The sequence below is a fragment of the Bacillus sp. CGMCC 1.60114 genome (assembly GCF_042676365.1).
In the GTDB taxonomy this organism is placed as follows: domain Bacteria; phylum Bacillota; class Bacilli; order Bacillales; family Bacillaceae_G; genus Bacillus_A; species Bacillus_A rhizoplanae_A.
Window position 1 is genome coordinate 1 of sequence record NZ_JBHTHG010000003.1, and the last position, 24902, is coordinate 24902.

The following is a 24902-nucleotide window of genomic DNA, read 5'->3' on the forward strand; positions in this document are numbered from 1 at the left end:
CTCAGGTCGGCTACGCATCGTCGCCTTGGTGAGCCGTTACCTCACCAACTAGCTAATGCGCCGCAGGTCCATCTATAAGTGACAGCCGAAGCCGCCTTTCAATTCCGCACCATGTGGTGCAAAATGTTATCCGGTATTAGCCCCGGTTTCCCGGAGTTATCCCAGTCTTATAGGCAGGTTACCTACGTGTTACTCACCCGTCCGCCGCTAACTTCTTAAGAGCAAGCTCTTAATCGGTTCGCTCGACTTGCATGTATTAGGCACGCCGCCAGCGTTCATCCTGAGCCAGGATCAAACTCTCCAATAAAGTGTTTGTCTAGCATCATAAATAAAAATTGACGTTTCACGTTGTTTGTTTCGTTCAGTTTTCAAAGAACTTGTCTGCCACTTAATTGCGACTTCCTTATGTTAACATCTCTGTTTTTCAATGTCAACATTGTTTTTTATTTCTTTTTTTCGCTTTCTGCTTTCGTGCATCAGCGACGTTTATTAATATAGCATGTTGAAAATCGGAATGCAACACCCTTTTTAATTTTTTTTTATAAAAACTGTCCAACTTTCCTTACTTGTACCATATACATAAAATATAAACTTGTCTGTTACGACAATTTACAGGGAGGGATACAAATGGAACACTTTGATTTATTACTTAAGTTAGGCCTCTCTGCCGTTTTAGGATTTGCGATTGGTTTAGAACGGGAATTAAAACGGAAACCACTAGGTCTCAAAACTTGCTTAGTTATTTCTATTATTAGTTGTTTACTTACTATTGTCTCAATTGAGGCTGCTTATAACTTACCAAGTTCCACCTCAAACAGAATCGGCATGGATCCTCTCCGCTTAGCAGCTCAAGTTGTATCAGGAATCGGTTTTTTGGGAGCAGGTGTTATTTTACGAAGAGGTAACGATAGCATCGCAGGCCTTACCACTGCTGCAATGATATGGGGAGCATCTGGAATTGGCATCGCAGTCGGAGCTGGTTTTTATCTAGAAGCAATCTTTGGTATGTGCTTTCTTATGGTTAGTGTAGAACTTATTCCTTTGGCAATGAGTATTTTAGGACCAAAGTCACTTCGTCAACGCGAGATTGCTGTAAAACTCGTTGTGAATAGTATGGAAAGCATCCCTACAGTTATAGAAGACATCAAAAAAATGGATATAAAAGTTAAAAACATGAAACTCAAAACGTTAGAAAATGAGGCTCATTTTCTCCAAATGAAAATATCTGTTGATCAAAAAATGCATACAGCTGATGTGTACTATGCCATTCAGCACCTTGAAAGTGTACGACAAGCAGAAGTGGAAAGCATGTGAAGACTCCCTCATTCCTATGAGGGGGTTTTTCTTCTTTTTATAATGGTAACACTATAACCATATTGATTTGGGAGGAGCTGCAGACATTGAATGCAAGAAGTAGTATTTTAGACACATTTCGCAACTCTATCATTTTGCGATTGGTCACCTTAATTGGTTTATTCATTCTATTCTTTGGATTTCTCATATACAAATTAGAACCCGTTCACTTTCAAACATGGTTTGATGGTATATGGTGGGCACTTGTTACGACATTCACTGTTGGATACGGCGATTACGTTCCTCATAGTGTACAAGGAAGAATCCTCGCAATTATTCTCATTTTGTTAGGAACCGGATTCGGTTCTTATTATATGGTCTCATTTGCTACAGAAATGATCAGTAAACAATATATGAAAATAAAAGGTGAAGAGGCTGCCTCTTGTCATAAACATATGATTGTTGTCGGTTGGAACGAACGTGTGAAGCATGTAGTAAGTCAACTACACGTATTACAACCAAATCTTGATATTGTTCTTATAGATGAAACGCTTCCTCTACTCCCAAAGTCATTTCATCATTTACAATTTATTAGAGGCTGCCCTCATCATGATCATATTTTACTCAAAGCAAATATTCGTACTGCACATACAATTTTAATTACAGCTGATAAAGAAAAAAGCGAGAGTTCCGCTGATACACAATCTATCCTAACCATTTTAACAGCGAAAGGGTTAAACCCAACTATTTATTGTATCGTCGAAATGCTAACTTCCGACCAAATCCATAACGCCAAACGAGCAGGTGCAACAGAAATTATCGAAGGAAATAAATTAACAAGTTATGTGTTTGCCGCTTCTTTATTATTCCCTTCAATTTCAGAAGTGCTGTTTACAATTTACAATGAAATTACTGCAAATAAATTACAACTCCTGAATATTCCCGAGCAATATGATGGTGAAACATTCGAATATTGTAACTGTGCTTTATTAAAACAAAACATACTCTTACTCGGCCTACAACGTGATGGACACTATCATATAAATCCTAACCATTCATTTACTCTGAAAAAAAATGATTTACTGATTGTAATTAAACATTAAGCAAGTATCCTTCCAATTCCCGAACTAAAGCTTTCCCAATATCAATATATTTTGCTTGAATGTCTCCATCTGGATCTTTCGGTTCTGCAAATTGATCAAAAGACGTTACCCCTGATGTAAATGTATTCACCTCATCATCTAGTTCGTCTTGATACACATGCGACAGGAGGTACGGTGTATCAAGACGAACGATAACTCCATTTACATCGAGCTCTCCTTCAACAGCTGTAAACGGTAATCGTAAAAATTGATACCCTTCCTCTTCATCTATTTTATAATCGAAACATCCTTTCTCATAATCCCAATTCCCGCCGATTGTATAACCGAGCGGCTTTAATATTTCTTCTAACTGGAAAAGAGCGAATGTTTGTCCTTCTAACTTTGAATGAATCCCAATCAAATGTATCATCCTTTCTAGATTTTTTTTAGCATACCCATTTCGCGCTCCATATATCGGTGCTTCGATATGATCAAGTGAAATTTCCATCAGTGGGGTTTTCTTCATCCCCACTGATGGAAAGCCCAACCAATCGGACTTTTACGGGCAGTTGCCCCACCTATCTCCTTCGTTTCTCTCTGCATCTTGAGGTGGGGGGGATTACTACCCGTGAATAGCGAGATACAAAGACCTTGCAACACCATTCGACACACATTCATCAAAAAAAAGCTGTTGGGATGATCCCAACAGCTTTTCTTATTGTCTAGCTCCACCGGCCTAAACAGTCGGCTCCGCTTTTCTACTATCCAGCTTCAATAGCTAGAATGGTCGGTGGCTTCGCTTCTTCCACCGAGGCAAAGAGCGCCTCTATGTCAGAAGCTCCATCCCCCTCCCATTCTGAACGAGCCATTTCCGCTTTCCCTATTTCAAGCGTTCTTCCAGCTCTGCTTTTAGTTCTTCGAATCCTGGTTTTCCAAGTAGAGCAAACATGTTTTTCTTATATGCTTCTACGCCTGGTTGGTCAAATGGATTTACGCCTAATAAGTAGCCGCTCATCGCACATGCTTTCTCGAAGAAGTATACAAGATAACCGAATGTATACTCATTTAGTTCAGGAATATTTACGATTAAGTTTGGTACACCGCCATCGCTATGTGCAAGCAATGTTCCTTCGTATGCTTTTGTATTAACGAAGTCCACTGTTTCACCAGCAAGGTAGTTTAATCCATCTAAGTCGTTCTCATCTAATTCAATTTTTAGTTCATGTGTAGATTTTCCTACTTTTAGAACTGTTTCAAATAGGTCACGGCGTCCTTCTTGAATGTACTGACCTAAAGAGTGCAGATCAGTTGAGAAGTTTGCAGAAGATGGGAAAATACCTTTTTGATCTTTTCCTTCACTCTCACCAAATAATTGTTTCCACCATTCAGCAAAATATTGAAGTGCTGGTTCGTAGTTAACAAGCATTTCAATTGTTTTACCTTTATTGTATAGTGCATTACGTACAACTGCATATTGATAAGCTGGATTTTCTTCAAGCTCTGATTTAGCAAAATCATCACGAGCTACAGCTGCCCCTTGCATCATTTCTTCAATATTTAAACCACTTACTGCAATCGGTAATAAACCAACTGGTGTTAATACAGAGAAACGGCCACCAACATCATCTGGAATCACGAATGTTTCGTATCCTTCTTCGTTAGCTAATGTTTTTAAAGCTCCGCGCGCTTTATCTGTCGTTGCATAAATACGTTTACGTGCTTCTTCTTTTCCGTATTTCTCTTCTAATAGCTTACGGAAAATGCGGAATGCAATTGCAGGCTCTGTTGTTGTACCTGATTTGGAAATAACGTTAATAGAGAAGTCCTTACCTTCTAATACATCCATTAAATCTTTCATATAAGTCGAGCTAATGTTTTGTCCAACAAATAGCACTTGTGGAGTTTTGCGTTGTTCTTTAGACAGCGTATTGTAGAAAGAATGGTTTAACATTTCAATTGCTGCTCGCGCACCTAAATAAGAACCACCAATCCCAATAACAAGTAAAATGTCAGAGTCATTTTTAATTTTCTCAGCGCTTTTTTGAATGCGAGAAAATTCCTCTTTATCGTATGCAAGCGGAAGTTCTACCCAACCTAAGAAGTCATTTCCTGCTCCTGTTTTTTCATGAAGTGCATGGTGTGATACTTTTACTGCATCACGTAAATATGTTAATTCTTGTTCACTGATGAACGATAACGCCTTTGAATAGTCAAACGTTACATGTGTGCTCATCTTTTTCCCTCCAATACAATATGTATATGTATTTCTGTCTTCACTTTAGCGAAACCACAGTTGTAAATCAAGCGAACTACAAATTGTAAGCGTAGCCAATTTGTTTTTTTTACAAAATCGCCATAACTTCCGTTCCTGATGGTATAGACAAGTATACAATAATAAATTTAAATTTTTTTGGTATAAGAACAACAAAAGGTATCCATTCTATAAAGGAAGCTTCATTAAACGAGTGAATATATCTCGTTTTTGCTTCATCATTTAAGGAGGGACTGCTTAAAATGAGTACATTACAACGCATTGCTTTAGTATTTACGATTATCGGAGCAGTAAACTGGGGACTCATTGGCTTCTTTCAATTCGATTTAGTAGCAGCTATCTTCGGAGGGCAAGATACAGCACTTGCTCGAATCATCTACGGTATTGTAGGTATTGCAGGTTTAATTAACCTTGGTTTATTATTTAAACCTTCTGAAGAACTTGGAACACACCCAGAAGCACGTGAAGTACGATAAAGCGAATAGCATTCTAAAATGATACTATAAAACATGCATCTTTACTTGTTTGCAAACAGGTGAAGATGCATGATGCTTTACTAACTTCCGACATACGGACGTTTTTTTATACTGATTAAAATGCAGCAAAAGAAACGTTTGATTATTTTATATCATAATGTATTACATTCACCGACTACTTGGTGAACAAAAAATAAAAGCAGGGAGCTATGCTCCCTGCTTTTATTTTGTAATCTGAGATTCTTCAATCCACTCTTTTAATTTTTCTCGTAGTGTGTTAAATCCATTTGCAGACGGATTCGGTATACGCACTTTTCCTTGTTTACGTTTGGCAGCCTTCAATGATAAACTCATTTTCCCGTTCTCTTTATTAACTGAAAGCACCTTTACTTCTACTTCATCTCCAACTTTTAAAAAATCATGAATATCCTTCACATATCCATTTGTAATTTCAGATATATGCACAAGACCTTGCGTTTCTTCATCTAATGCAACAAATGCACCGTAATCTTGAATTCCTGTCACTTTTCCCCTAACAACCACTCCTGTTGTATATTTGTCTGACATAAGAAACACTCCCATATGTTTTACCTATTGTATTAGTAAATTATACCACTTACTAGCATTTCATTCAAAATTCATGAAAAAATTTCCTTTAACATGTATAAATCTTCAAATATCAGGATAAAATACTAACACATGGCTTTCTAGTATTCCCCCCCTTTTATGGACAAAACGTATTATGTTTTGTCCTTTTTTCATTCTTTATAAAGCGTTTCATACGTTTCATCGCTTCCATAAGCTGTTCAAGTGATGTTGCGTACGAACAGCGAATAAATCCTTCACCGCTCTCCCCAAACACACTTCCAGGTACAACAGCGACTTTTTCCGATAATAATAAACGTTCAGCAAACTCCGCCGAAGATAACCCCGTTGAACGAATGGAAGGAAATACATAGAATGCTCCGCCTGGCATATGACACTCTAATCCCATTTCATTAAGAGAAGTCGTCATAAAGTTTCGACGTTGTTTATAGCTCTCACGCATTCGAACAACTTCTTGTTCTCCAGAGCGAAGTGCTTCTAGTGCTGCAAATTGCGACATCGTCGGGGCACACATCATAGAATATTGATGAATCTTCAACATCAATTCCGAAAAATGTTGAGGAGCTGCAATCAAACCTAGGCGCCAGCCTGTCATCGCAAATCCTTTTGAAAAACCAGAGATTAAAATTGTATGATCACGCATATGTTTCACACTCGCAAAGCTTGTATATGTCTCATCATAGACAAGCTCTGCATAAATCTCATCAGATAGTACGATTAAATTGTATTTCTCTATAATGACCGCAAGTTTTTCTAACTCTTCCTTATTTAAGAGCGTTCCTGTCGGATTGTTTGGCGAACATAATACAACCGCCTTCGTTTTCGCTGTAATTGCAGCTTCAATCTGCTCCGGCTGCACTTTAAATTCGTCGGTTGGAGATGTAGAAACAGGTACAGGTACCCCACCAGCTAGCGTAACAAGCGGTGCATATGATACAAAGCTCGGTTCAATAATAATAACTTCATCACCAGGATTTACAATTGCACGCATCGCAACATCCAACGCCTGGCTTGCTCCAACCGTTACAATAATTTCTTCTTTCGGGTCATAAGATACTGCAAATTGTTTTTCTAAATATTTCGCAATTTCTTCGCGAAGCTCTAATAATCCAGCATTCGCCGTATATGCCGTATACCCTTCTTCTAATGAACGAATGCAAGCTTGTCTTACATTCCAAGGCGTTACAAAGTCAGGCTCTCCAACACCTAGCGAAATAACTCCTTTCATGCCGGCCGCTAAATCAAAGAACTTACGAATACCGGACGGTTGTAAAGATTGTGCAACTTTCGATAATTCAAATTTACTCATGGTGTCACCACAATTCGCTTATCATCATCTTTGTTTTCATATATAATTCCATCATGTTTATACTTTTTCAAAATAAAATGCGTTGTTGTTGATACGACAGATTCAATTGTCGCTAACTTTTCTGCTACAAATGTCGCCACTTCCCCCATCCCTTTTCCTTCTACGGTAATGGAAAGGTCATACGTACCTGACATTAAATAAACCGACTTCACCTCTGGATATCGGTAAATTTGCTCCGCTACTGCGTCAAATCCAACGCCATGCTTCGGTGTAACTTTCACATCAATCATTGCTGTTAAACCTGTATGCTCTTTTACTTTTGTCCAATCAATCAGCGTAACATAATCTACAATCACTTTTTCTTTTTCCAATTTTTCAAGGATCGCGATTACTTCTTCTATATCTATGTTTAACATTTTGGCTAATGTTTCTTCAGATAATCGGCTATTCTTTTCAAGACAAGCTAACAATTCTAATTCTTTTTCTGTCATCATATTTGCCCTTCCCTTTTTGTATATTTTCTAAATTATACAGACTTCTTTTCCTATTTGAAAAGAAGATTTTTTCAGAGAATTATGTAACAATAAAGTGAAACTTCCTTTTGGAGCGTTCTTCTCCAAAAGGCTAGTTGAACCAATCGGGCTCTTACGGACGCTCCTTCCACGAAAAGGCTTTAAGAAATAGCGTCCGTTAGAGCGGGATAAAGTGAAACTTCTATTAGTGGTTTTTTTCTTTATTCCCGACTGATGGAAGACACGCCCAATCAGTCTCTTACTGTCCAAAAGTAGTGAGTAGCGGGATAATATAGAAAGGGGATAAAAGCATGAAACAAAGAGTATACATTGCAGAACAAGTTCCCGCCTTTGTTGAAGAATATATAGCTGAACATTATGAATACGAAGCATGGAATGAAAGCGAAAAAATTCCACGCCATGTACTATTAGAAAAAGTAAAAGATATACATGGACTATTAAATTTCGGGGCAATCATTGATGAAGAATTACTTCAAGCAGCTCCGCAGTTGAAGGTAGTGAGCAATATTTCAGTCGGCTATGACAACTTCGATATCGAAGCTATGAAAAAAAGAAACATAATCGGAACAAATACACCATACGTGTTAGATGATACTGTTGCTGATCTTGTGTTTGCATTAATGCTATCTGCCTCTCGCCGTGTTTGCGAACTTGATCGTTACGTGAAATCTGGAAAATGGAATGCAGAAATTAGTAAAGAGCATTTCGGCTTAGACGTTCACCATCAAACGATTGGAATCATCGGCATGGGCCGCATCGGAGAAGTTGTTGCGAAACGCGCGAAATTCGGATTTGATATGGACGTTTTGTACTACAATCGAAGCCGTAAAGAACAAGCGGAACGAGAGCTCGGTGCAACATATTGTGAATTAGAAACGTTACTGCAAAAAGCAGATTTTATCGTTCTACTTACACCACTAACAGAAGAAACATATCATTTAATTGGGGAAAAAGAATTTGATCTTATGAAAGAAACAGCTGTTTTTATTAATGCATCCCGCGGGAAAACAGTAGATGAAGCGGCATTAATTGAAGCGTTGCAGCAAAAGAAAATTTTTGCAGCAGGTATTGATACATTTACACAAGAACCAATTGAAAAAGATAACCCGTTGTTATCTCTGCAAAATGTCGTTACGCTCCCTCACATCGGTTCCGCAACATTAAAAACGAGACAAACGATGGCAATGACAGCAGCAAAGAACTTAGTAACCGGGTTGCAAGGCGATACACCGCCGAACGTTGTGAATGAACTAAAATCATAATTGATTTTTGAAATAGAGAAGCGCCTGTTTTTTCAAAACAGGCGCTTTCTCATTCATACCCGTACTTTAATCGGTATGTATAAATCCACTTTTGCTTTCCCTTCTGAATCAGTTGCCGGGTTATTCATACAAAATTCAAGGCACGGTTTATCATCCGCATCATACTCACTATTCGGCAGCCATTGTCCAAAAACAACTTGATAAGCAATGGCAAATTTATCGATCGTATCATAAAACTGATACAAAGCGTAAGTACCGCCTTTCAAAGTTTTATATTGTATGTCATCATTCTTTTCTTTATTAAAATCTTTCGGTATTGTTACGCACGCATCATAACGACAAGCATATTCATTAACAAAATTAGGATCATCCAATGAAATTCCAATCGAATATTGACTTTGGTCAATTTCATGTTTATTCGTCCATTCTCCTAATTTACTCCATGCATGAAAAGTTTCTAAATAACTCCCCACATGTCTGACATATGCTACTTCATAGTCAGGTAATTCCTTAATCTTAATATTCATTGTCCATATCCTCCTTAAAAAGTTATTGTTACTATGATTAGCGTAACAAAGAGAATTGGACATCTCTTCTTGTTTCTTGCTTATATGTAATGAAAAATTGCTATTATGAAAATTGTTTTTCCTAACATCAGTAGGAGCGATATGAAAGTGTTTTTTAAATAGTGCATTAAATGTTGAAGCTGATTCAAAACCACAAAGATTCCATATCTCTAATATCGATTTGTTCGTTTCCGTTAAATAGTATACTGATTTTTGAAGACGTTTTTTATTTACAAAAGACATAGGAGTTTCACCCATAATAGATTTAAAAATACAACTAAAATGATACTTGGAAAAATGGGATACTTGAGCTAATGAATCAAGATCAAGTTTTTCGCTATAGTTGTCTTCAATATATCTTATTACGGTTTCCATTCGAGCTTGATAATCATGGTTCATGTAAACTCTCCTATCTTTATCCTTCGTTAATGAAAACTTTTAATTTCCCTCCAAAAATTCCGGCCGATTTTCGGCAATTGGATCCCTACAGTTTATTTTATCTCCCCTTCTTACTCGGGATAATTCCCGCCAAAAAAGGAAATCATATGAACAAAAAATAACGGAGTGATGAAGATGGAAAACGAAGTTCAACTCCCTCACTTCACCTTTTCTACAAGAGGGGTAACAATTCATTATGAGCTTTACCAGTCTTTCAACACAGAAAAAAAGCCAACCTTTGTCTTAATTCACGGTTTTCTCTCTTCAACCTTTAGCTATCGGCGTCTCATCCCACTGCTCGCTCAGCAAGGGGATGTTATCGCTCTAGACTTACCGCCATTTGGAAAAAGCGATAAATCGTATCATTTCACATATTCCTATAAGAACCTCGCAACAATTGTTATTGAACTCATAGAACATTTACAGACAAAAAACGTTATTTTAGTAGGACATTCGATGGGTGGACAAATTGCATTATTTGTAAACAGATTACGTCCTGATTTAATTCAAAAAACCGTTCTTTTATGCAGTTCAAGCTATTTATCGCGAGCAAATTTGCCGCTTATCTACACTTCTTATTTACCGTTCTTTCATTTATACGTAAAAAATTGGATTATACGACGAGGCATCATCCATAATTTAATGAATGTTGTTCATGATCATTCTTTAATCGATGATGAAATGATGCAAGGCTATGCAGCACCTTTTTATGATAATCGTATCTTTCCAGCACTAACTCGCATGATTCGAGATCGCGAAGGAGACTTAACATCAAACGAGCTACAACAAATTAAGACACCCACTTTGCTCATTTGGGGAGAAAAAGATCGTGTTGTTCCTATTGCAGTTGGACACCGATTGCACAATGATCTGCAGCATTCACAATTTATCTCTTATGAAAACACAGGACATCTATTACCAGAAGAAAAGCCGGAACACGTATATGAAGAAATTATGACCTTCTTAGCAAATTGAACATACCTGGCACATACCAGCAGTAAACCCAAAAATAGCAGGATAAAAAAAGAGGCTGATACCAAAAGTCTAACTTCAATGAACTTCTGGATGTCACCCTCTTTCTTCCGCTACTTACAAACACTATAATTAAGATCATTCTCACGGAACAAGCGTCCGTAAGTACCCAGTTGGTTCAACTAACCTTTTGGAGAAGAACACGCCAAAAGGAAGTTTCACTTTATAGCTTACAGCTTCCGCCATCTTTTAATAATAACAATTGTTCTGCTAACCATTGACACTTTTCAATAGGCAATGTTTTTTCAAATGATAGTACATAAATGTGTTGTATTTTCTTTGCAATATATTTCGCATCATCAAATGTACTTACAATGTAGACGATGTCACTTGCTTCTGTTTCATAAAATTCCGGTCCCATTTGAAACGGATCCCAATTCTTCACAAAGTCTACCATCTTCTCATATGTCCCCATGTATTTCCCGCCTTTTTCTTATTTTCCACTTTTCTTTATCGTATCATATCAGCTATGCTAGAAGAAATGGAAGAACATTCAGTATTTTTGAGTTATTATTGAAAGGAGTAACAGATATGGGGAACTTTAACGAAATGATAAATCGCCGTGGGACAGACTCCGTTAAATGGGATACACATAAAAACGAGGAACTTCTTCATGCCTGGATTGCAGACATGGACTTCCCTGTTCCCTCACCAATTCAAGATGCCTTAAAAAACCGTTTACAACACCCTATTTTCGGTTATAACACTTCCAGTGAACAAGTAAAAGAAGCAATTTGTCATTGGGTAAAAACACAATACAATTGGGTCATTGAAAAAGAATGGCTTGTCTTTAGCGCCGGCATCGTTCCTGCACTTAGTGTTTCTGTACAAGCTTTTACTGAAAAGCAAGATTCAGTGCTTGTACAGCCACCTGTATATCCACCATTTTTCGAAATGGTAAAAACGAATGGGCGCCAAGTGCTGACCAATCCACTACGACTAGAAAACGGTGTTTACAAAATGGATTTTGAACAGTTAGAGAAACAATTTCAGCAAGGTGTAAAACTGATGTTTCTGTGCAGTCCTCACAATCCAATTGGACGTGTATGGACAGCAGAAGAGTTAACAAAACTCGGCGCGCTCTGCGAAATATATGATGTAACTGTCATCGCAGACGAAATTCATGCCGATATTATCTTCAATGGCCGTAAACATATACCTCTTGCCTCTTTATCAGCAAACTTAGCAGAGCGAACTGTTACATGCATCGCTCCAAGTAAAACGTTTAATATCGCTGGACTGCAAGCATCGGTTATTATTATTCCAAATGAAAAGCTGCGAGATGCCTTTACCGCTGTGCAGCATCGCCAAGGATTTCATGGCTTAAGCACATTTGCTTATACAGCAATGCAAAGTGCATACACAGAATGCAATGAATGGCTGGCAGATCTGTTAGCTTATATAGAAGAGAATGCACGATTTGCATGTGACTTTATTAAACAGCATATTCCGAAACTATCCGTCATTCAGCCTGATGGTACATTCTTACTTTGGATTGATTGTTCTAAACTTGGGCTGACTCAAAATGAGCGAATGGAATTATTAGAGAAAAAAGGAAAAATCATTGTAGAACCCGGTGAAAAATTTGGTGCTGGCGGCGAGCAACACATTCGTTTAAATATCGGCTGTCCACGCCCTGTATTAGAAGATGCGCTCCGCCGCCTACAATGCGCATTTTCCTGTACTTCCAAGGAAGAGCTATCTATGTGACTTAAGCCTGGTTATTATACACTCCAATATTCTTTGATTGAACTACCCCCACCTACCGCTTTGCGCTTGAGATGGGGGTCTTCTCGCCAGATATGATAAAAATCCGTTGCTGCGCCAAACCAGGATCTATATGGTGATAGATTCATATAAGATCCGACGCAGTAGCGGTAATTAAAATTTTCCGAAGTCAAAAATTATAGCGAGCACAAAAAGCGCAGTAAGGAGAAAAACCAAACTCAAATAAATGAACGTACAGCGTCTGAATGCAGAAAGTGGAACACCAGAAGCTTGCGCATAATGGGAAGCAGTCAAACCAGCCAAAATACCCATAATGACAAACCACGGTTCGTAAAACAAGAGATCCCATATAGCTAAGCTATGGACATCGACTACAGTCCAGCCAGGGAAGTTAATTGTAATGACACCTGCCAAAAGCATAGCTTTTGTAATCATGCCACTGACTCCATGAGCAATTAAAAAGGCAGTTCCGATAAGAGTAGGAATTAATAAAATAAGACGATGGATCTTTCTGCCTCCAATCAACGGCACCCATTTCGGAACAACCTTTCCCCATGGTTTGATAAGTGTAAGCAAGGCAAATCCACATAACATGATGATGACACCAGCGATGTAACTTGCCATGTAAAATGATTTAGGGTCATTAAGTTGGCCCGAAAGGCCTATATTTCCCCCTGCCGCTTCATAAAATCGAACAAAAACTGCATACATAAATGCCGATAGGCAACCAACGTAACCAGGCCATACCGCTTTCTTTGTAAAGCGTTCAAAAGCATTTAATATTTGCATGGAAGATTCCCCATTATTCGTTATTTTGTTCCTATTCATGCAACTCTTTTTTTCTGCTTCAATTTTGATCGTCTCTCCCACAATGCGTACACTTACCACGCCGACGATAATAGTAAGCAATGGCAGCAAGACCAAGTGCTACTCCCCATGGCACCCAGAAAAGCATTGGTCCAATCGTCCACCCTATCTGACTGAGGAGGATGTTGTCGACTGGCATAATGTGAAATGTCACGGCAAAAAAACAAAAGGTAAAGACAAATCCGGCTGCAGTTACAGCAATGGCTACAATAGAAGCTGGAACCACTGCGAGCATGATGGGGACTCTTTTACCGCCAATGAACGGAAACCAACGGGGAAATATTTCACCCCATTTTTGAATCAAGCCAAGTGTAAGAATCCCTCCGCCTACGCAAACAAATCCAAATACCCATGCTGTTATCTGTGCCATGGGATTGACTTTTAAAAAATCGTGTAGGAATTGCGGGTCCATATTAAGTGCCCACGCAAAACGTGTGAGGGCATAAGGAATAGGTGCGAGAGCCGCGATAATGGTTAGCCATCTCCCCCAGCGTACCACTAAAAATGTATTTCCGTTCTCTATCCGCCCGCAATATTCACAAGCATCACGGGTCCTACGTTGATATGCAACAGCAGTCATGATCCAAAGCAGAGCACCTATAATACAAATAATTTGATTGAACATAATCCAGTTAAAAGCAAACTTAAATAAAAAGGCATAAGCCATGACCTCGATTAGACTAATATCAGGAACAAAAAGGAGCAGGGCAGCGGCAAAACCCCAAGCAAAAGTAAGGATTAGCCACCGAGGAAAAACATTTCTCCATGTTTTTTGCATAGCTACACCAATCACTATTCCTAGTAAACAAAGAATAACAAAAATGAGGCCACAGGCTTTGGATGGAAGATAAGTAACCATAGCCGCAAACAAATCCATTTCACCACGTTTGAAGGGATACCCCGCCCCTCCAAGTAACCAATAGAGCTGTACAGCCCCGTAGAGCAGTGACCATCCCACAGCGCCATATCCAATCCATAAGGGCCATCGTGTAAAACCTTTTCTAATCTTTTCTTCAATTATGGGTGATGAAGTCTCCATTGAAATCATCCTCTTTTCTTTACTATTGTAAACACCTACGACCTGAAGCTAAGGAACCATCCAGATAGGGTATTGGTATTTATTTATGTTTCAAAATTTAACCCCACCATCATTCTAATCAGCGAAGATTAAAATGATGGTGGGGTCTAGTTTAAATTTTGTTTAACTTTTGCCAGACGAGCTAATGCATGCCCAGTGCTTATTTCGTTTACATTTCAACTTTTTCATATAGATAAATGCGAGTGCCGTTCGTCGAACTTGTTATTTTCCATTCAAGATTCATTTCTTGGAGCATCAATGAAACAATTGATAAGCCGATCCCAGCTCCTTTTTCATTGGAGACGCTATCCATCCCAGGTCCTTTGTCCTCAATAACAATAGCAGTTCTTCCATCTAACTCTTCCAAACTTACGCCAACATACCGTCCAGCTTTTGCGTGTCTAACAACGTTCTGGAATAGATTATCTAATATACGGGTAAACCAGTGCGGATCAACATTCCACATTAAAGCTTTTTCTGCCAAATGAACTTCTACTTCAAATCCTTCCTTTTCAAATACAGGAAACCACCCTGCAGCGGAAGTCCGGGTTAATCGGATAATATCTGTCTTCTTCTGTTGCAAAGTATATTTTCCCGCCGATAATAACGTGTAGGAAAGAAGGTTTTCGAGCAATTGGCTAAGAGCATCTACCTTTCTTTCAATCAAATGAAGCGATTCTCTCCCTTTAGGAGATAAAGTTTCCTTTTGCAATGAATAGGCATGTCCACGGATGGTGGTGAGCGGCGTCCGTAAATCGTGTGATATATTAGCAATCAATTGTTTACGAAGAGCTTCCTCCTCCAGTTCACGTTTTCTACTGCTTTTCAACTCGTCAATCATATGATTGAATGCCGACCCTAGTTGCGCGATTTCGTCCTTTTTACGAATGAGAATTTTCTGAGGAATGCCGTCCTTATCGACTTCGACCATTGCGGTTTGTAGTTGAACGAGACGCCTGCGAATTTTCGAGAAAAATACCCAAGATGCAATTAAAAAAATTGCAAAGACAAGCACACCATATACTAGCAAAAACTTATCATCAATGAAGGAGAAACTAGGTGGTTGTGTAACGAAAAGAGGAACTTGAAAAACCATAAAGCCTTGGCCCTGGTCACCGCCAATAAAAGCAATAATTGTGAACAGGTCATTATCAACATTTTTTTTCATAAACTTAGTGCTTTCCTGAAACGTCCATTGGTCAGGTATACTCTTTTTTTCGGGAAGCTTGAGCTGTGTTTTTCCCGCGGCGTCAACCCAAAACATTGTCGCCATTGAATATCGTTCTTTTAACGAATGGAGTTGTTTGTCCACTTGATCCGGTGGCGCCCCGTCCAACTTTGCCGCCTCATCATTCCACATTTGTTCCAACTTTTTTGTATCTATATACTTGACCTTTTGTTGCATCTCCTTGTCTAGTGTATATTTCGGCAAGTAATAAAGAGGTAAAACAAACGGCCATAAAACGAGCGCAGCTGTAATGATCAATAAATACCTAACTAACAGCGAATGTCGGAATTTCATTGTTTCACCCTATATCCAATACCGCGAATGGTTTCAACTATTTGTGGCCGACTTGGCTCCTGCTCTATTTTTTCGCGTAAATGGCGGATATGTACCATTAAGGTTTTATCTCCTTCGATATATGGATTTCCCCATACAGCCTCATAAATTTGTTCTTTTGTTAAGATCTGGTTTGGATGACGGAGTAAATAGGTGAAAATTTGAAACTGCTTAGCCGTAAGTATGACATCATTATTCGATCTGGAATCCACAATGCGGTTCTCATTCAAATAAATGCGGAGATGTGATAGTACAATGAGCGGGGAGCATATCTTGTCAAACCGCCTGAGAAGCACTTCCACCCGTGCCGCGAGTTCATCGGGGTGAAAAGGCTTTGTCATATAATCATCTGCAAACTGCAGCCCCTGCAACTTATCATCAATCGATGATCTGGCGGATAGCATTAAAATAGGAGTCTTTGGAAATTCCTTTTTCAATCGCTGTCCAACTGAAAAGCCATCCAATCCTGGAAGCATAATATCAAGGATTACTAGATCGATTTCCGCCATATGTTCAATGGCACCTTCACCTGAAGTAATCCAAGTTACCTGATAGCCCCGTTCGAATAAATCTTCACATACCCAAGCACCAATTTCCTTATTGTCCTCAATATATAGAAGCTTCCTTTTCATGTAATCCCCTTTCTTTATCCCCCACCTAGCTTCTTCGTTTCTCTCTTAATATTGAAGTGGGGGTCTTACTGTCCGTTAATTCGGGATAAAGTGAAACTTCCATTCGAAGATGCATTTCCTTCGAATGGTTAGTTGAACCAATCGGGCTTTTACGAGCAGTTATCCCCCACCTAGCTTCTTTACTTCTCTTTCCATCTTGAGGTGGGGGGCTTACTGCCCGTTAATTCGGGATAAAATGGAAATATTATATATTAATAGGTTATATGAATACAAACTGAGGTATCAAGTAGTAAAACAAATATTTTCAGGTGATAAAGTGAAACTTCCATCAGCGGTGTTTTCTTCATGCCCCACCTAGCTTCTGTAGAAAAGTGGAAGCGGCTCGCCCAGAATCGCAGGACGCCCGCGCCCAAGGCAGAGAGGCGCCTTTTTCCTCGTCCGAGGGGGCGAAACGACGGGAGATTCTAGCCGCTAGAGCTGGACAACGCTTCTCTCAATCTTAGGGTGGGGGTCTTACTGCCCGCGAATAGCGGGATAAAATCATTTCATAATTTCAAAATTATAAAGTGGAATTTCCATGTTCGTTCTTCGACAGCTGCTTATCGTCGTGAAATTGTCCACCGTTGTAAAGGACGTGCCTTAGCGGATGTCGCACGCGAATATGAGTTGCCTTACACGAGGACCAAATTTTGTTGAAACACTTTGTGCTCGCATCCAAGAACTTGTATCGACGATTTTAACATCAAAATATATAAAGGCTGCCGAGACTTTCCCGGCAGCCTTAAAACATTTTTCTTATTTTTCTTTTTCCTTTTTTATATCCGATGCTTTTTTCACAATCACACCGCATGCAATTCGTTTTCCCGAATTTCCAGCTGGTTGTGTCATCCCGTCATCTGCATTTTCTGTAATAATAAGTGATGCACCATCTTTTCTGTGCATCGTTGTTTTCCCCTCTTTCAAAGACACTTGCGGTGCAGTAAGATCCGCTTTAATCTTTCCTTGACCATCTGCAATTACATTTGGTAAATCTCCGTTTTCAGACCCTTTCGGATGCAATAATCCATGCTTCTTTTTTTTCTCGACACTAAAATGATTTCCAGAAGAAATAAAGTCCGGTGCTTTGCATTCACCTACTTCATGAATATGCACTCCGTGTGCACCAGGCGTAAATCCTTCTGCTTTAATAGAAATCTTTACACCGCTTGTCTGCTGAGTGACCTTAGCCGTTCCAACTTTATCTCCAGAAGCATTGTAAAGCTTCACCTCTATTTCTGTCGGTTTCCCTTTCGCACATCCAGCAAAGAGAACAGCTGCGAAACATCCCAATATGAGTTGCTTTTTCATCCGTATTCCCTCCAAACTCATTCTGTTCTTATATTGTCCGAGCCTAGAAGGAAACATACAAAAACAACTCATCCCGTTACTTAGGACGCTATACTTCAGCCAATTCTCGTGGGAAAAGCGCCCATAAGAGCCCGATTGGCTTAACTAACCTTTTGGAGAAGAACACTCCAAAAGGAAGTTTCGCTTTACCGCTTCTCTTGTCCCATAATACGTTTTTCCATCTCTTTTAAATTCTCTGCTTCTCGTTCTGATGATTTAATAAACATACGCCACGTAGCAACTGCTCCGATAAGAAATAATACACATACAATAGCAGGTATAATATATTCTGTCTTGTCTTCTGGAAAGTATAAAGGCATCATAAATCTTCACTCCTTTGTTCATCCCGTTATTCGCGGGTAGTAAAAGATTCAGAGAAAATCAAAGAAGACAGGTGTGGGATAACTGCCCATAAAAGCCCCCCACTGATAGAAGTTTCACCTTATTTCCCTTATACAACCGATTATACAGAACTTTCAGTTAAAATAAAACTTCCTTCTCCTTTGACTCCTTCTCTTCCATTGCTTACTATGAGAAAGAGGTGAAAAACATGAATGAAACATTTCAAATTGGTGATGTCGTAACAGGCATTTACAAAACAGGTAAGTACATTGGCGAAATTACAAACGTTCGTCCACAACATTATCTTGTAAAAGTGCTCGCAGTTGTAAAACACCCAATGCAAGGCGACTTACATAACGTAAAACAAGCTGATGTACCCTTTTTCCATGAACGCCGCGCTTTAGCATTTCGTGAACAAACAAATATCCCGCAGCAAATGGTCAAGCGATATGAAGGGAACGTGCCTGATTATAAAGAATCGCTTCAAACAGCATTAACAGAACAAATACGACAATTACAAGAGGATGACTCTCCATTTGCAAAGCGAAGCTTACAAATGCTAGAACAATTAAAACATGATTATCAATTGTAAATTTGGTAGCGCTGAATAAACAAAACAGCCAAATTACAATTACAATTGTAATTTGGCTGTTATTGTGCACTTACCTTTTTTAATACTTTCGAAAAGTCTACAAGCTCGCCAAGCGTTGGAGGAGCGGGTTTTACTAAGTATTGTTTATCTTTCTCAACAAGTTTAAAAATGTTATATGTCGTCATCGCATCATCTAACGCACAGTGATGCTTACCTGTAGCAACCTTTCCATACGCCTCAATAGCTTTCCATAATCCCGTTTGGTTGCGATCTCCAAAAAAGCGCTTATACTCTAACGATAAATCGCGACACTGTCCCGCAAATGGATACGGAATATTAGCTACTTCGCAATTATGTTTCAGTACTCTCATATCCATATTTCCCCATGTTACAACTGTTGTACTGCAACGTTTATCATAGTTTGCTAGTTTTTCAACAAGTGTTGCAAATGAGGTTCCATTGTCCACTGCTTCTTGCTGAATTCCTAAAAATTTTTTGCACCGATCTGTTAACGATGAAAAAGTTTCCGGTTTTACATAAGAAGAATACGTATCAACTACAACATGATTTACAACCGAGACAATTCCTACTTCAATAATTTCCGGAAAAAATCCTTTTGGCTTTTTTCGATTCTGAGGCATCGTGAACTCAAAATCTAAAAATAACAATTGTTGTTCATCCATACGATCCCTTCCTTATAAATTCTTCCATATTCATCCATTATATCACAACAAATAACCACGAACACGTTTACATACACGAATCCTAATTGAGAAAGGAGAAGCCTTCATAAGAGTCCGATTGGTTCAATAAGATGTATCTTATATATATGTCAAATAGCAGCAAATATTTTCAAAAACAAGAAAATAGCTCAATTCATTTATGCAGAAAATATGACAAAATAAATGCTTTCATTTACATCTTACATTTTTCTACTTTATAATGGCTTTAATTGTGTTTATTACAGAGTTGTATCAAATAATAAGAAAAGCTACTGAGAGGAGATGGGATTTTTGCACGAAACAACACAAGAAATTGCAAACTGGCAATACTATTTTGCAATTGTTGTCTTTTTAGTTACATATGCCATCATCATTTCTGAAAAAGTTAACCGTGCTGTCATCGCGCTGCTTGGTGCGGCGGTAATGGTAATTATAGGAGTGGTTGATTTACATAACGCTTTTACGAAGCATATTGAATGGGGAACGATTACCTTACTCATCGGTATGATGATTTTAGTTAACATTACGAGCAAATCAGGGGTCTTTCAATATGTTGCGATTAAATCTGCTAAAAAAGCGAAAGGAAATCCAATTCGTATTTTAATTATCCTTTCTTTACTAACTGCAGTTGGCTCCGCTTTTTTAGATAATGTAACAACGGTTCTTCTCGTTGTACCGGTTACACTATCTATCACACGTATTTTGCAAGTAAATCCTGTTCCGTATTTACTATCAGAAATTATTTTTTCAAATATCGGTGGAACAGCTACACTTATCGGTGACCCCCCAAATATTATGATTGGTTCTGCAAATAAACATTTAGATTTTAATACTTTCTTATTAAACTTGGCTCCAATTGTAGTCATCATTATTGCAGTGACAGCAGTTATGCTGTATTTCATATATAGAAAACAACTAATAGCTGATCCAATCCAAATTAAAAAATTAATGAGCCTAGACGAAAAGCAATACATTAAAGATCCAGTGCTTATGAAAAAGTCACTAACTGTACTGGGGCTTACAATCATCGGATTCATGACACACTCTATTTTCCACATTGATGCAGCAGTTATTGCCTTAACAGGAGCAACTGTATTAATGTTAATCGGTGTAAAAGAGCATGAAATTGAAGACGTATTTGCTCATGTAGAATGGGTTACAATTTTCTTCTTTGCTGGTTTATTCGTACTTGTTGGCGGTCTTATCGATATTGGTTTAATTAAATCATTAGCACAGCAAGTATTAAATATAACTGGCGGTGACATTTCCTTCGCCGCTGTACTTATCTTATGGGTATCTGGCATCGCTTCTGCAACGATTGATAACATCCCATTCGTTGCAACAATGATCCCGCTTATTAACGATATGGCAGTCGGACTCGGCTTAACACCATCTGATGCACAAGTTGATGTACTCTGGTGGGCGCTAGCACTTGGTGCTTGTTTAGGAGGAAACGGAACATTAATCGGAGCATCCGCAAACGTAATCGTTGCAGGCATTGCAAACCGCGAAGGACATGGCTTTAGCTATATGGAATTCTTAAAGGTCGGCTTCCCAATTACAATTGTTTCATTAATCATTTCGAACATTTATATTTATGTACGTTACTTAATGTAATTGAACTACCCCCACCTACCGCTTCGCGCTTGAGGTGGGGGTCTTCTCTCCAGATATGATAAATATGGAGCTGGATAAGAAAAACGGAAGGAAACCCCTTCCGTTTTTTTCTTATCCTCAATACCTCGGTTCATTATTTCGAATTACAAATAAGTGAATCGGAAGAAAAATAGAACATGTAATAACGTGTAGCACCGTATATATTACTGCATTTGTTGTGTATCTTTCTAATAGTAAATATACGATATAAATACCTAACACAATCAATAGGACTGAAGATATCGTATACAAAAATGGAATCCATCTGATAATAAAGCAGGCAACATACACACCAAATAACTTCCACCCGGATTGAGGTTGCATAAATTGCGGTAATTTCTTTCCAATTAAATCTCCCCATATTTTACAATTTAAAAATGGAATAAACGCAAAGAAGGCATCTTCCAATCCATCTGCTTTTGCCATGTTATACAGCGCGAATGCTGTTAATAAATAAGCAGCTACAACCCAGACTAAAAAGATAATAACAAAAATAAGTCCTAACGCTAAAAAACCGGCTACAATCCCATCACTCGCTGTCCCACTTATTACAACTTGGTCACCCATCTCAATACCCCCTTTTAACTCAGTTCCGTTCTTTTTCTATATATTCGTAACGGAAAGTATTAAGAAGCGGATAAAAAAATTTTTATCTTTTCCAAAAAACGTTACAATTAAATAAAAAAATAAGAATAAGGAGGAGTGAACATATGCATCCATTCACCGAAAGCTTACAAAAACACTTTGAAGCACATCGCAACTGTGCAAAAGCAGAACCAATGGAACGTTATATGAAAAATCACTTTCCGTTTCTCGGCATTCAAACCCCAGAGCGAAAACAGTTATTTCGTGAAGTACTACAAAACAATGAAGCACCAAAAGTAGCAGACCTTCCTGTTATTCTTCATGAACTATGGACATTGCCAGAACGAGAATTCCAAATGCTCGCTTTAACTCTATTAGATAAATATCGCAAACATTTAAATGAAACGCATTTACCACTGTTAGAAGAGCTCATTACTACAAAACCATGGTGGGATTCTGTGGATATGCTTGCAAGTCATTTTGTCGGCCTCATCTTGGCGGCGCATCCTCATTTAATCGAACCATATGTGCAAAAGTGGATGGCGTCTAACAATATGTGGTTGCAGCGAACATGCCTTTTATTCCAGCTTAAGTACAAAGAAAAAACAGATACGGAACTCCTCTTCTCGTTAACCCGACAACTCAGTCACTCTAAAGAATTTTTCATTCAAAAAGCAATCGGCTGGGTACTTCGTGAATACGCAAAAACAAATCCGCAAGCTGTATGGGAATTCGTACAAACACATCATCTTGCACCGCTTAGTAAACGTGAAGCGATTAAACATATCAAAAATGTATTCGAGCAGTAAATTTTGGGCTATACTACATACTAAATACTGCATATAATACGCTAAACATGTCTCTCTATTGTGAATTAGAAAAGAACATGATAGAATATGGTCATCTATTTTTTAAATATAGTAGCGATGAAGGACAAATAAGTACTTGCAAAAATGAAGCGATTCAGGGATGGTGAAAGCCTGAAACTGCAAGGAAAAAGGCAGTCCCGAGCAATACAATATAAAGTGGACATACAATTTTGTGTGTCAACTAGGGTGGAACCGCGGGCAAACGCTCGTCCCTAGGCTGAATAAGCCTTGGGACGAGCGTTTTTTTATTGAAAAGCGGAAGCGGCTCGCTCAGAACAGGAGGACGTTGGAGCTCCTGACGTAGAGGTGCTTTTTACCTCGCAGGAAGGCGCGAAACGCCCGACTGTTCTAGCCGCTGGAGCTGGATCTATTGAAAAGCGGAAGCGGCTCGCTCAGAACAGGAGGACGTTGGAGCTCCTGACGTAGAGGTGCTTTTTACCTCGCAGGAAGGCGCGAAACGCCCGACTGTTCTAGCCGCTGGAGCTGGATCTATTGAAAAGCGGAAGCGGCTCGCTCTCCTAATCACTTCCACAAGTACTACTCTATCTTTCATCGCCAATACGTTACCTTTCAAGGAGGAATGGAAAATGGCTTCAATGGAACAAATCGTAAACTTAGCAAAGCATCGTGGTTTTGTTTTCCCTGGTTCTGAAATTTACGGCGGTCTTGCAAATACTTGGGATTACGGTCCACTTGGTATCGAATTAAAAAACAACGTTAAAAAAGCTTGGTGGAAAAAATTCATTCAAGAATCTCCGTATAACGTAGGTTTAGACGCAGCAATTTTAATGAACCCAAAAACTTGGGTAGCATCTGGCCACGTTGGAAACTTCAACGACCCAATGATCGATTGTAAAAAATGTAAAGCGCGCCACCGTGCTGACAAATTAATCGAAGATGCTTTAGATGCAAAAGGCATCGAAATGATCGTTGATGGTCTTACTTTCGATCAAATGGCTGGATTAATGAAAGAACACGAAGTAAAATGTCCAGATTGCGGCAGCGAAGACTTCACAGAAATTCGCCAGTTCAACTTAATGTTTAAAACATTCCAAGGTGTTACAGAATCTAGCACAAACGAAATTTTCCTTCGTCCTGAAACAGCACAAGGTATTTTCGTAAACTTCAAAAACGTTCAACGTTCTATGCGTAAAAAACTTCCATTCGGTATCGGCCAAATCGGTAAAAGTTTCCGTAACGAAATTACACCTGGTAACTTTACATTCCGTACGCGTGAGTTTGAACAAATGGAGCTTGAATTCTTCTGCAAACCTGGCGACGATTTAGAGTGGTTCACATTCTGGCGCAACACTTGTAAAAACTGGCTTCTTTCACTTGGTATGAACGAAGAAAGCATGCGTCTTCGCGACCACGGTGAAGAAGAATTATCTCATTACAGTAACGCAACAACTGATATCGAATTTAAATTTCCATTTGGCTGGGGCGAACTTTGGGGCATCGCGTCTCGTACGGACTTTGACTTAAACCGTCATATGGAGCACTCTACTGAAGACTTCAACTACGTAGACCCACAAACAAACGAACGTTACGTACCATATTGCATCGAGCCATCTCTTGGCGCAGACCGCGTAACATTAGCATTCTTATGTGATGCATACGAAGAAGAGCAATTAGAAAACGATTCTCGTACAGTTCTTCGTTTCCACCCAGCATTAGCGCCATTTAAAGCAGCAATCCTGCCGCTTTCTAAAAAGCTATCTGAAGGTGCACAAGAAGTGTTCGCAGAACTTGCAAAAGACTTCATGGTGGACTTCGACGAAACAGGTTCTATCGGTAAACGTTACCGCCGTCAAGACGAAATCGGTACACCATTCTGTATCACTTACGACTTCGACTCTGTTGAAGACAAAGCAGTTACAGTACGTGACCGTGACACAATGGAACAAGTACGTATGCCAATTAGCGAATTAAAAGGTTTCTTAGAGAAGAAAATCCAGTTTTAATGAGAAAACGACTGCTTGAAGCAGTCGTTTTTTTCTCTTCTCAATATGAAT

25 protein-coding genes and 1 rRNA gene are annotated in these 24902 nt (G+C 38.9%); 10 read left to right on the forward strand and 16 right to left on the reverse strand.

The window, feature by feature from the left end; genetic code table 11:
• Positions 1-307, reverse strand: a 16S ribosomal RNA gene (locus ACFQZ1_RS00105); the annotation flags it as partial.
• 320 nt (positions 308-627) lie between these two features.
• Here ACFQZ1_RS00105 and ACFQZ1_RS00110 point away from each other — a divergent pair.
• Together ACFQZ1_RS00110 and ACFQZ1_RS00115 are read left to right on the forward strand one after the other, a co-directional pair.
• Positions 628-1314 carry an MgtC/SapB family protein gene (locus ACFQZ1_RS00110; protein WP_336482505.1) on the forward strand — a complete coding sequence of 229 codons (687 nt, stop codon included), beginning with the start codon at positions 628-630 and terminating at the stop codon, positions 1312-1314.
• An 86-nt stretch (positions 1315-1400) separates the two neighbouring features.
• Positions 1401-2396 carry a potassium channel family protein gene (locus ACFQZ1_RS00115; protein ID WP_377880072.1) on the forward strand — a complete coding sequence of 332 codons (996 nt, stop codon included), beginning with the start codon at positions 1401-1403 and terminating at the stop codon, positions 2394-2396.
• Here the strand turns inward: ACFQZ1_RS00115 and ACFQZ1_RS00120 are convergent.
• Together ACFQZ1_RS00120 and ACFQZ1_RS00125 are read right to left on the reverse strand one after the other, a co-directional pair.
• Positions 2386-2796 carry a YugN-like family protein gene (locus tag ACFQZ1_RS00120; RefSeq protein ID WP_377880073.1) on the reverse strand — a complete coding sequence of 137 codons (411 nt, stop codon included), beginning with the start codon at positions 2794-2796 and terminating at the stop codon, positions 2386-2388. The genes ACFQZ1_RS00115 and ACFQZ1_RS00120 overlap by 11 nt on opposite strands.
• Before the next feature lie 459 nt (positions 2797-3255).
• On the reverse strand, positions 3256-4608 hold the full coding sequence (locus ACFQZ1_RS00125; protein ID WP_377880075.1) for a glucose-6-phosphate isomerase: 1353 nt from the start codon (positions 4606-4608) through the stop codon (positions 3256-3258).
• 281 nt (positions 4609-4889) lie between these two features.
• On the opposite strand from ACFQZ1_RS00125, the gene ACFQZ1_RS00130 reads away from it, so the two are divergent.
• Positions 4890-5123, forward strand: coding sequence for a DUF378 domain-containing protein (locus ACFQZ1_RS00130; protein WP_377880077.1), 234 nt, complete (start codon positions 4890-4892; stop codon positions 5121-5123).
• 222 nt (positions 5124-5345) lie between these two features.
• On the opposite strand, the gene yugI is transcribed toward ACFQZ1_RS00130, so the two are convergent.
• The 3 genes from yugI to ACFQZ1_RS00145 all read right to left on the reverse strand — a co-directional run bounded on the left by yugI (position 5346) and on the right by ACFQZ1_RS00145 (position 7532).
• Entirely contained in the window at positions 5346-5690 is a 345-nt protein-coding gene (gene yugI / locus ACFQZ1_RS00135) for a S1 domain-containing post-transcriptional regulator GSP13 (protein ID WP_377880078.1), read from the reverse strand.
• 157 nt (positions 5691-5847) lie between these two features.
• Positions 5848-7038 (reverse strand): aminotransferase, encoded by a 1191-nt coding sequence (locus ACFQZ1_RS00140; protein ID WP_377880079.1) that lies wholly within the window; start codon positions 7036-7038, stop codon positions 5848-5850.
• Complete coding sequence (locus ACFQZ1_RS00145; protein WP_377880080.1) at positions 7035-7532, reverse strand: Lrp/AsnC family transcriptional regulator; 498 nt, start codon at positions 7530-7532, stop codon at positions 7035-7037. Before ACFQZ1_RS00145 ends, ACFQZ1_RS00140 begins: the two co-directional genes overlap by 4 nt.
• Positions 7533-7861: 329 nt before the next feature.
• On the opposite strand from ACFQZ1_RS00145, the gene ACFQZ1_RS00150 reads away from it, so the two are divergent.
• Positions 7862-8833 (forward strand): 2-hydroxyacid dehydrogenase, encoded by a 972-nt coding sequence (locus tag ACFQZ1_RS00150; RefSeq protein WP_377880081.1) that lies wholly within the window; start codon positions 7862-7864, stop codon positions 8831-8833.
• A 53-nt stretch (positions 8834-8886) separates the two neighbouring features.
• Here the strand turns inward: ACFQZ1_RS00150 and ACFQZ1_RS00155 are convergent, their stop codons facing one another.
• The gene (locus ACFQZ1_RS00155; RefSeq protein WP_377880082.1) at positions 8887-9798 is read right to left on the reverse strand and encodes an AraC family transcriptional regulator; all 912 of its coding nucleotides are present in this window, start codon (positions 9796-9798) and stop codon (positions 8887-8889) included.
• A 174-nt stretch (positions 9799-9972) separates the two neighbouring features.
• On the opposite strand from ACFQZ1_RS00155, the gene ACFQZ1_RS00160 reads away from it, so the two are divergent.
• Positions 9973-10812: an alpha/beta fold hydrolase gene (locus ACFQZ1_RS00160; protein WP_377880083.1), complete on the forward strand. Its 840-nt coding sequence runs from the start codon at positions 9973-9975 to the stop codon at positions 10810-10812.
• Between the two features lie 220 nt (positions 10813-11032).
• Here the strand turns inward: ACFQZ1_RS00160 and ACFQZ1_RS00165 are convergent, their stop codons facing one another.
• Positions 11033-11284: a DUF1871 family protein gene (locus ACFQZ1_RS00165; RefSeq protein WP_377880084.1), complete on the reverse strand. Its 252-nt coding sequence runs from the start codon at positions 11282-11284 to the stop codon at positions 11033-11035.
• Positions 11285-11400: 116 nt separating this feature from the next.
• Between ACFQZ1_RS00165 and ACFQZ1_RS00170 the strand changes: the two genes are divergently transcribed.
• On the forward strand, positions 11401-12579 hold the full coding sequence (locus ACFQZ1_RS00170) for a MalY/PatB family protein (RefSeq protein ID WP_377880085.1): 1179 nt from the start codon (positions 11401-11403) through the stop codon (positions 12577-12579).
• A 171-nt stretch (positions 12580-12750) separates the two neighbouring features.
• Here ACFQZ1_RS00170 and ACFQZ1_RS00175 read toward each other — a convergent pair whose 3' ends face one another.
• The 6 genes from ACFQZ1_RS00175 to ACFQZ1_RS00200 form a co-directional block, all read right to left on the reverse strand.
• On the reverse strand, positions 12751-13467 hold the full coding sequence (locus ACFQZ1_RS00175) for a DUF3995 domain-containing protein (protein ID WP_377880086.1): 717 nt from the start codon (positions 13465-13467) through the stop codon (positions 12751-12753).
• Positions 13445-14503, reverse strand: coding sequence for a hypothetical protein (locus ACFQZ1_RS00180; protein WP_377880087.1), 1059 nt, complete (start codon positions 14501-14503; stop codon positions 13445-13447). The genes ACFQZ1_RS00175 and ACFQZ1_RS00180 overlap by 23 nt, the downstream gene beginning before the upstream one ends.
• Before the next feature lie 208 nt (positions 14504-14711).
• Positions 14712-16064, reverse strand: a complete 1353-nt coding sequence (locus ACFQZ1_RS00185) for a HAMP domain-containing sensor histidine kinase (protein ID WP_377880088.1) — start codon at positions 16062-16064, stop codon at positions 14712-14714.
• Positions 16061-16735: a response regulator transcription factor gene (locus ACFQZ1_RS00190; RefSeq protein WP_377880089.1), complete on the reverse strand. Its 675-nt coding sequence runs from the start codon at positions 16733-16735 to the stop codon at positions 16061-16063. Before ACFQZ1_RS00190 ends, ACFQZ1_RS00185 begins: the two co-directional genes overlap by 4 nt.
• Positions 16736-17530: 795 nt before the next feature.
• Positions 17531-18082 carry a superoxide dismutase family protein gene (locus ACFQZ1_RS00195; protein ID WP_377880090.1) on the reverse strand — a complete coding sequence of 184 codons (552 nt, stop codon included), beginning with the start codon at positions 18080-18082 and terminating at the stop codon, positions 17531-17533.
• A gap of 185 nt (positions 18083-18267) precedes the next feature.
• On the reverse strand, positions 18268-18444 hold the full coding sequence (locus ACFQZ1_RS00200; RefSeq protein WP_377880091.1) for a hypothetical protein: 177 nt from the start codon (positions 18442-18444) through the stop codon (positions 18268-18270).
• A gap of 227 nt (positions 18445-18671) precedes the next feature.
• Between ACFQZ1_RS00200 and kapB the strand changes: the two genes are divergently transcribed.
• Positions 18672-19055, forward strand: coding sequence for a kinase-associated lipoprotein KapB (gene kapB, locus ACFQZ1_RS00205; protein WP_377880092.1), 384 nt, complete (start codon positions 18672-18674; stop codon positions 19053-19055).
• 59 nt (positions 19056-19114) lie between these two features.
• Here the strand turns inward: kapB and kapD are convergent, their stop codons facing one another.
• On the reverse strand, positions 19115-19738 hold the full coding sequence (kapD, locus tag ACFQZ1_RS00210) for a 3'-5' exonuclease KapD (protein WP_377880093.1): 624 nt from the start codon (positions 19736-19738) through the stop codon (positions 19115-19117).
• 330 nt (positions 19739-20068) lie between these two features.
• Here kapD and ACFQZ1_RS00215 point away from each other — a divergent pair, with 330 nt between their 5' ends.
• On the forward strand, positions 20069-21394 hold the full coding sequence (locus tag ACFQZ1_RS00215) for an ArsB/NhaD family transporter (protein WP_377880094.1): 1326 nt from the start codon (positions 20069-20071) through the stop codon (positions 21392-21394).
• 117 nt (positions 21395-21511) lie between these two features.
• On the opposite strand, the gene ACFQZ1_RS00220 is transcribed toward ACFQZ1_RS00215, so the two are convergent.
• The gene (locus ACFQZ1_RS00220; RefSeq protein ID WP_377880095.1) at positions 21512-22000 is read right to left on the reverse strand and encodes a hypothetical protein; all 489 of its coding nucleotides are present in this window, start codon (positions 21998-22000) and stop codon (positions 21512-21514) included.
• Between the two features lie 143 nt (positions 22001-22143).
• On the opposite strand from ACFQZ1_RS00220, the gene ACFQZ1_RS00225 reads away from it, so the two are divergent.
• Both ACFQZ1_RS00225 and ACFQZ1_RS00230 read left to right on the forward strand, forming a co-directional pair.
• Complete coding sequence (locus ACFQZ1_RS00225; protein ID WP_377880096.1) at positions 22144-22827, forward strand: DNA alkylation repair protein; 684 nt, start codon at positions 22144-22146, stop codon at positions 22825-22827.
• 647 nt (positions 22828-23474) lie between these two features.
• Positions 23475-24851 (forward strand): glycine--tRNA ligase, encoded by a 1377-nt coding sequence (locus ACFQZ1_RS00230; RefSeq protein ID WP_377880097.1) that lies wholly within the window; start codon positions 23475-23477, stop codon positions 24849-24851.
• The last annotated feature ends 51 nt before the right edge of the window (positions 24852-24902 follow it).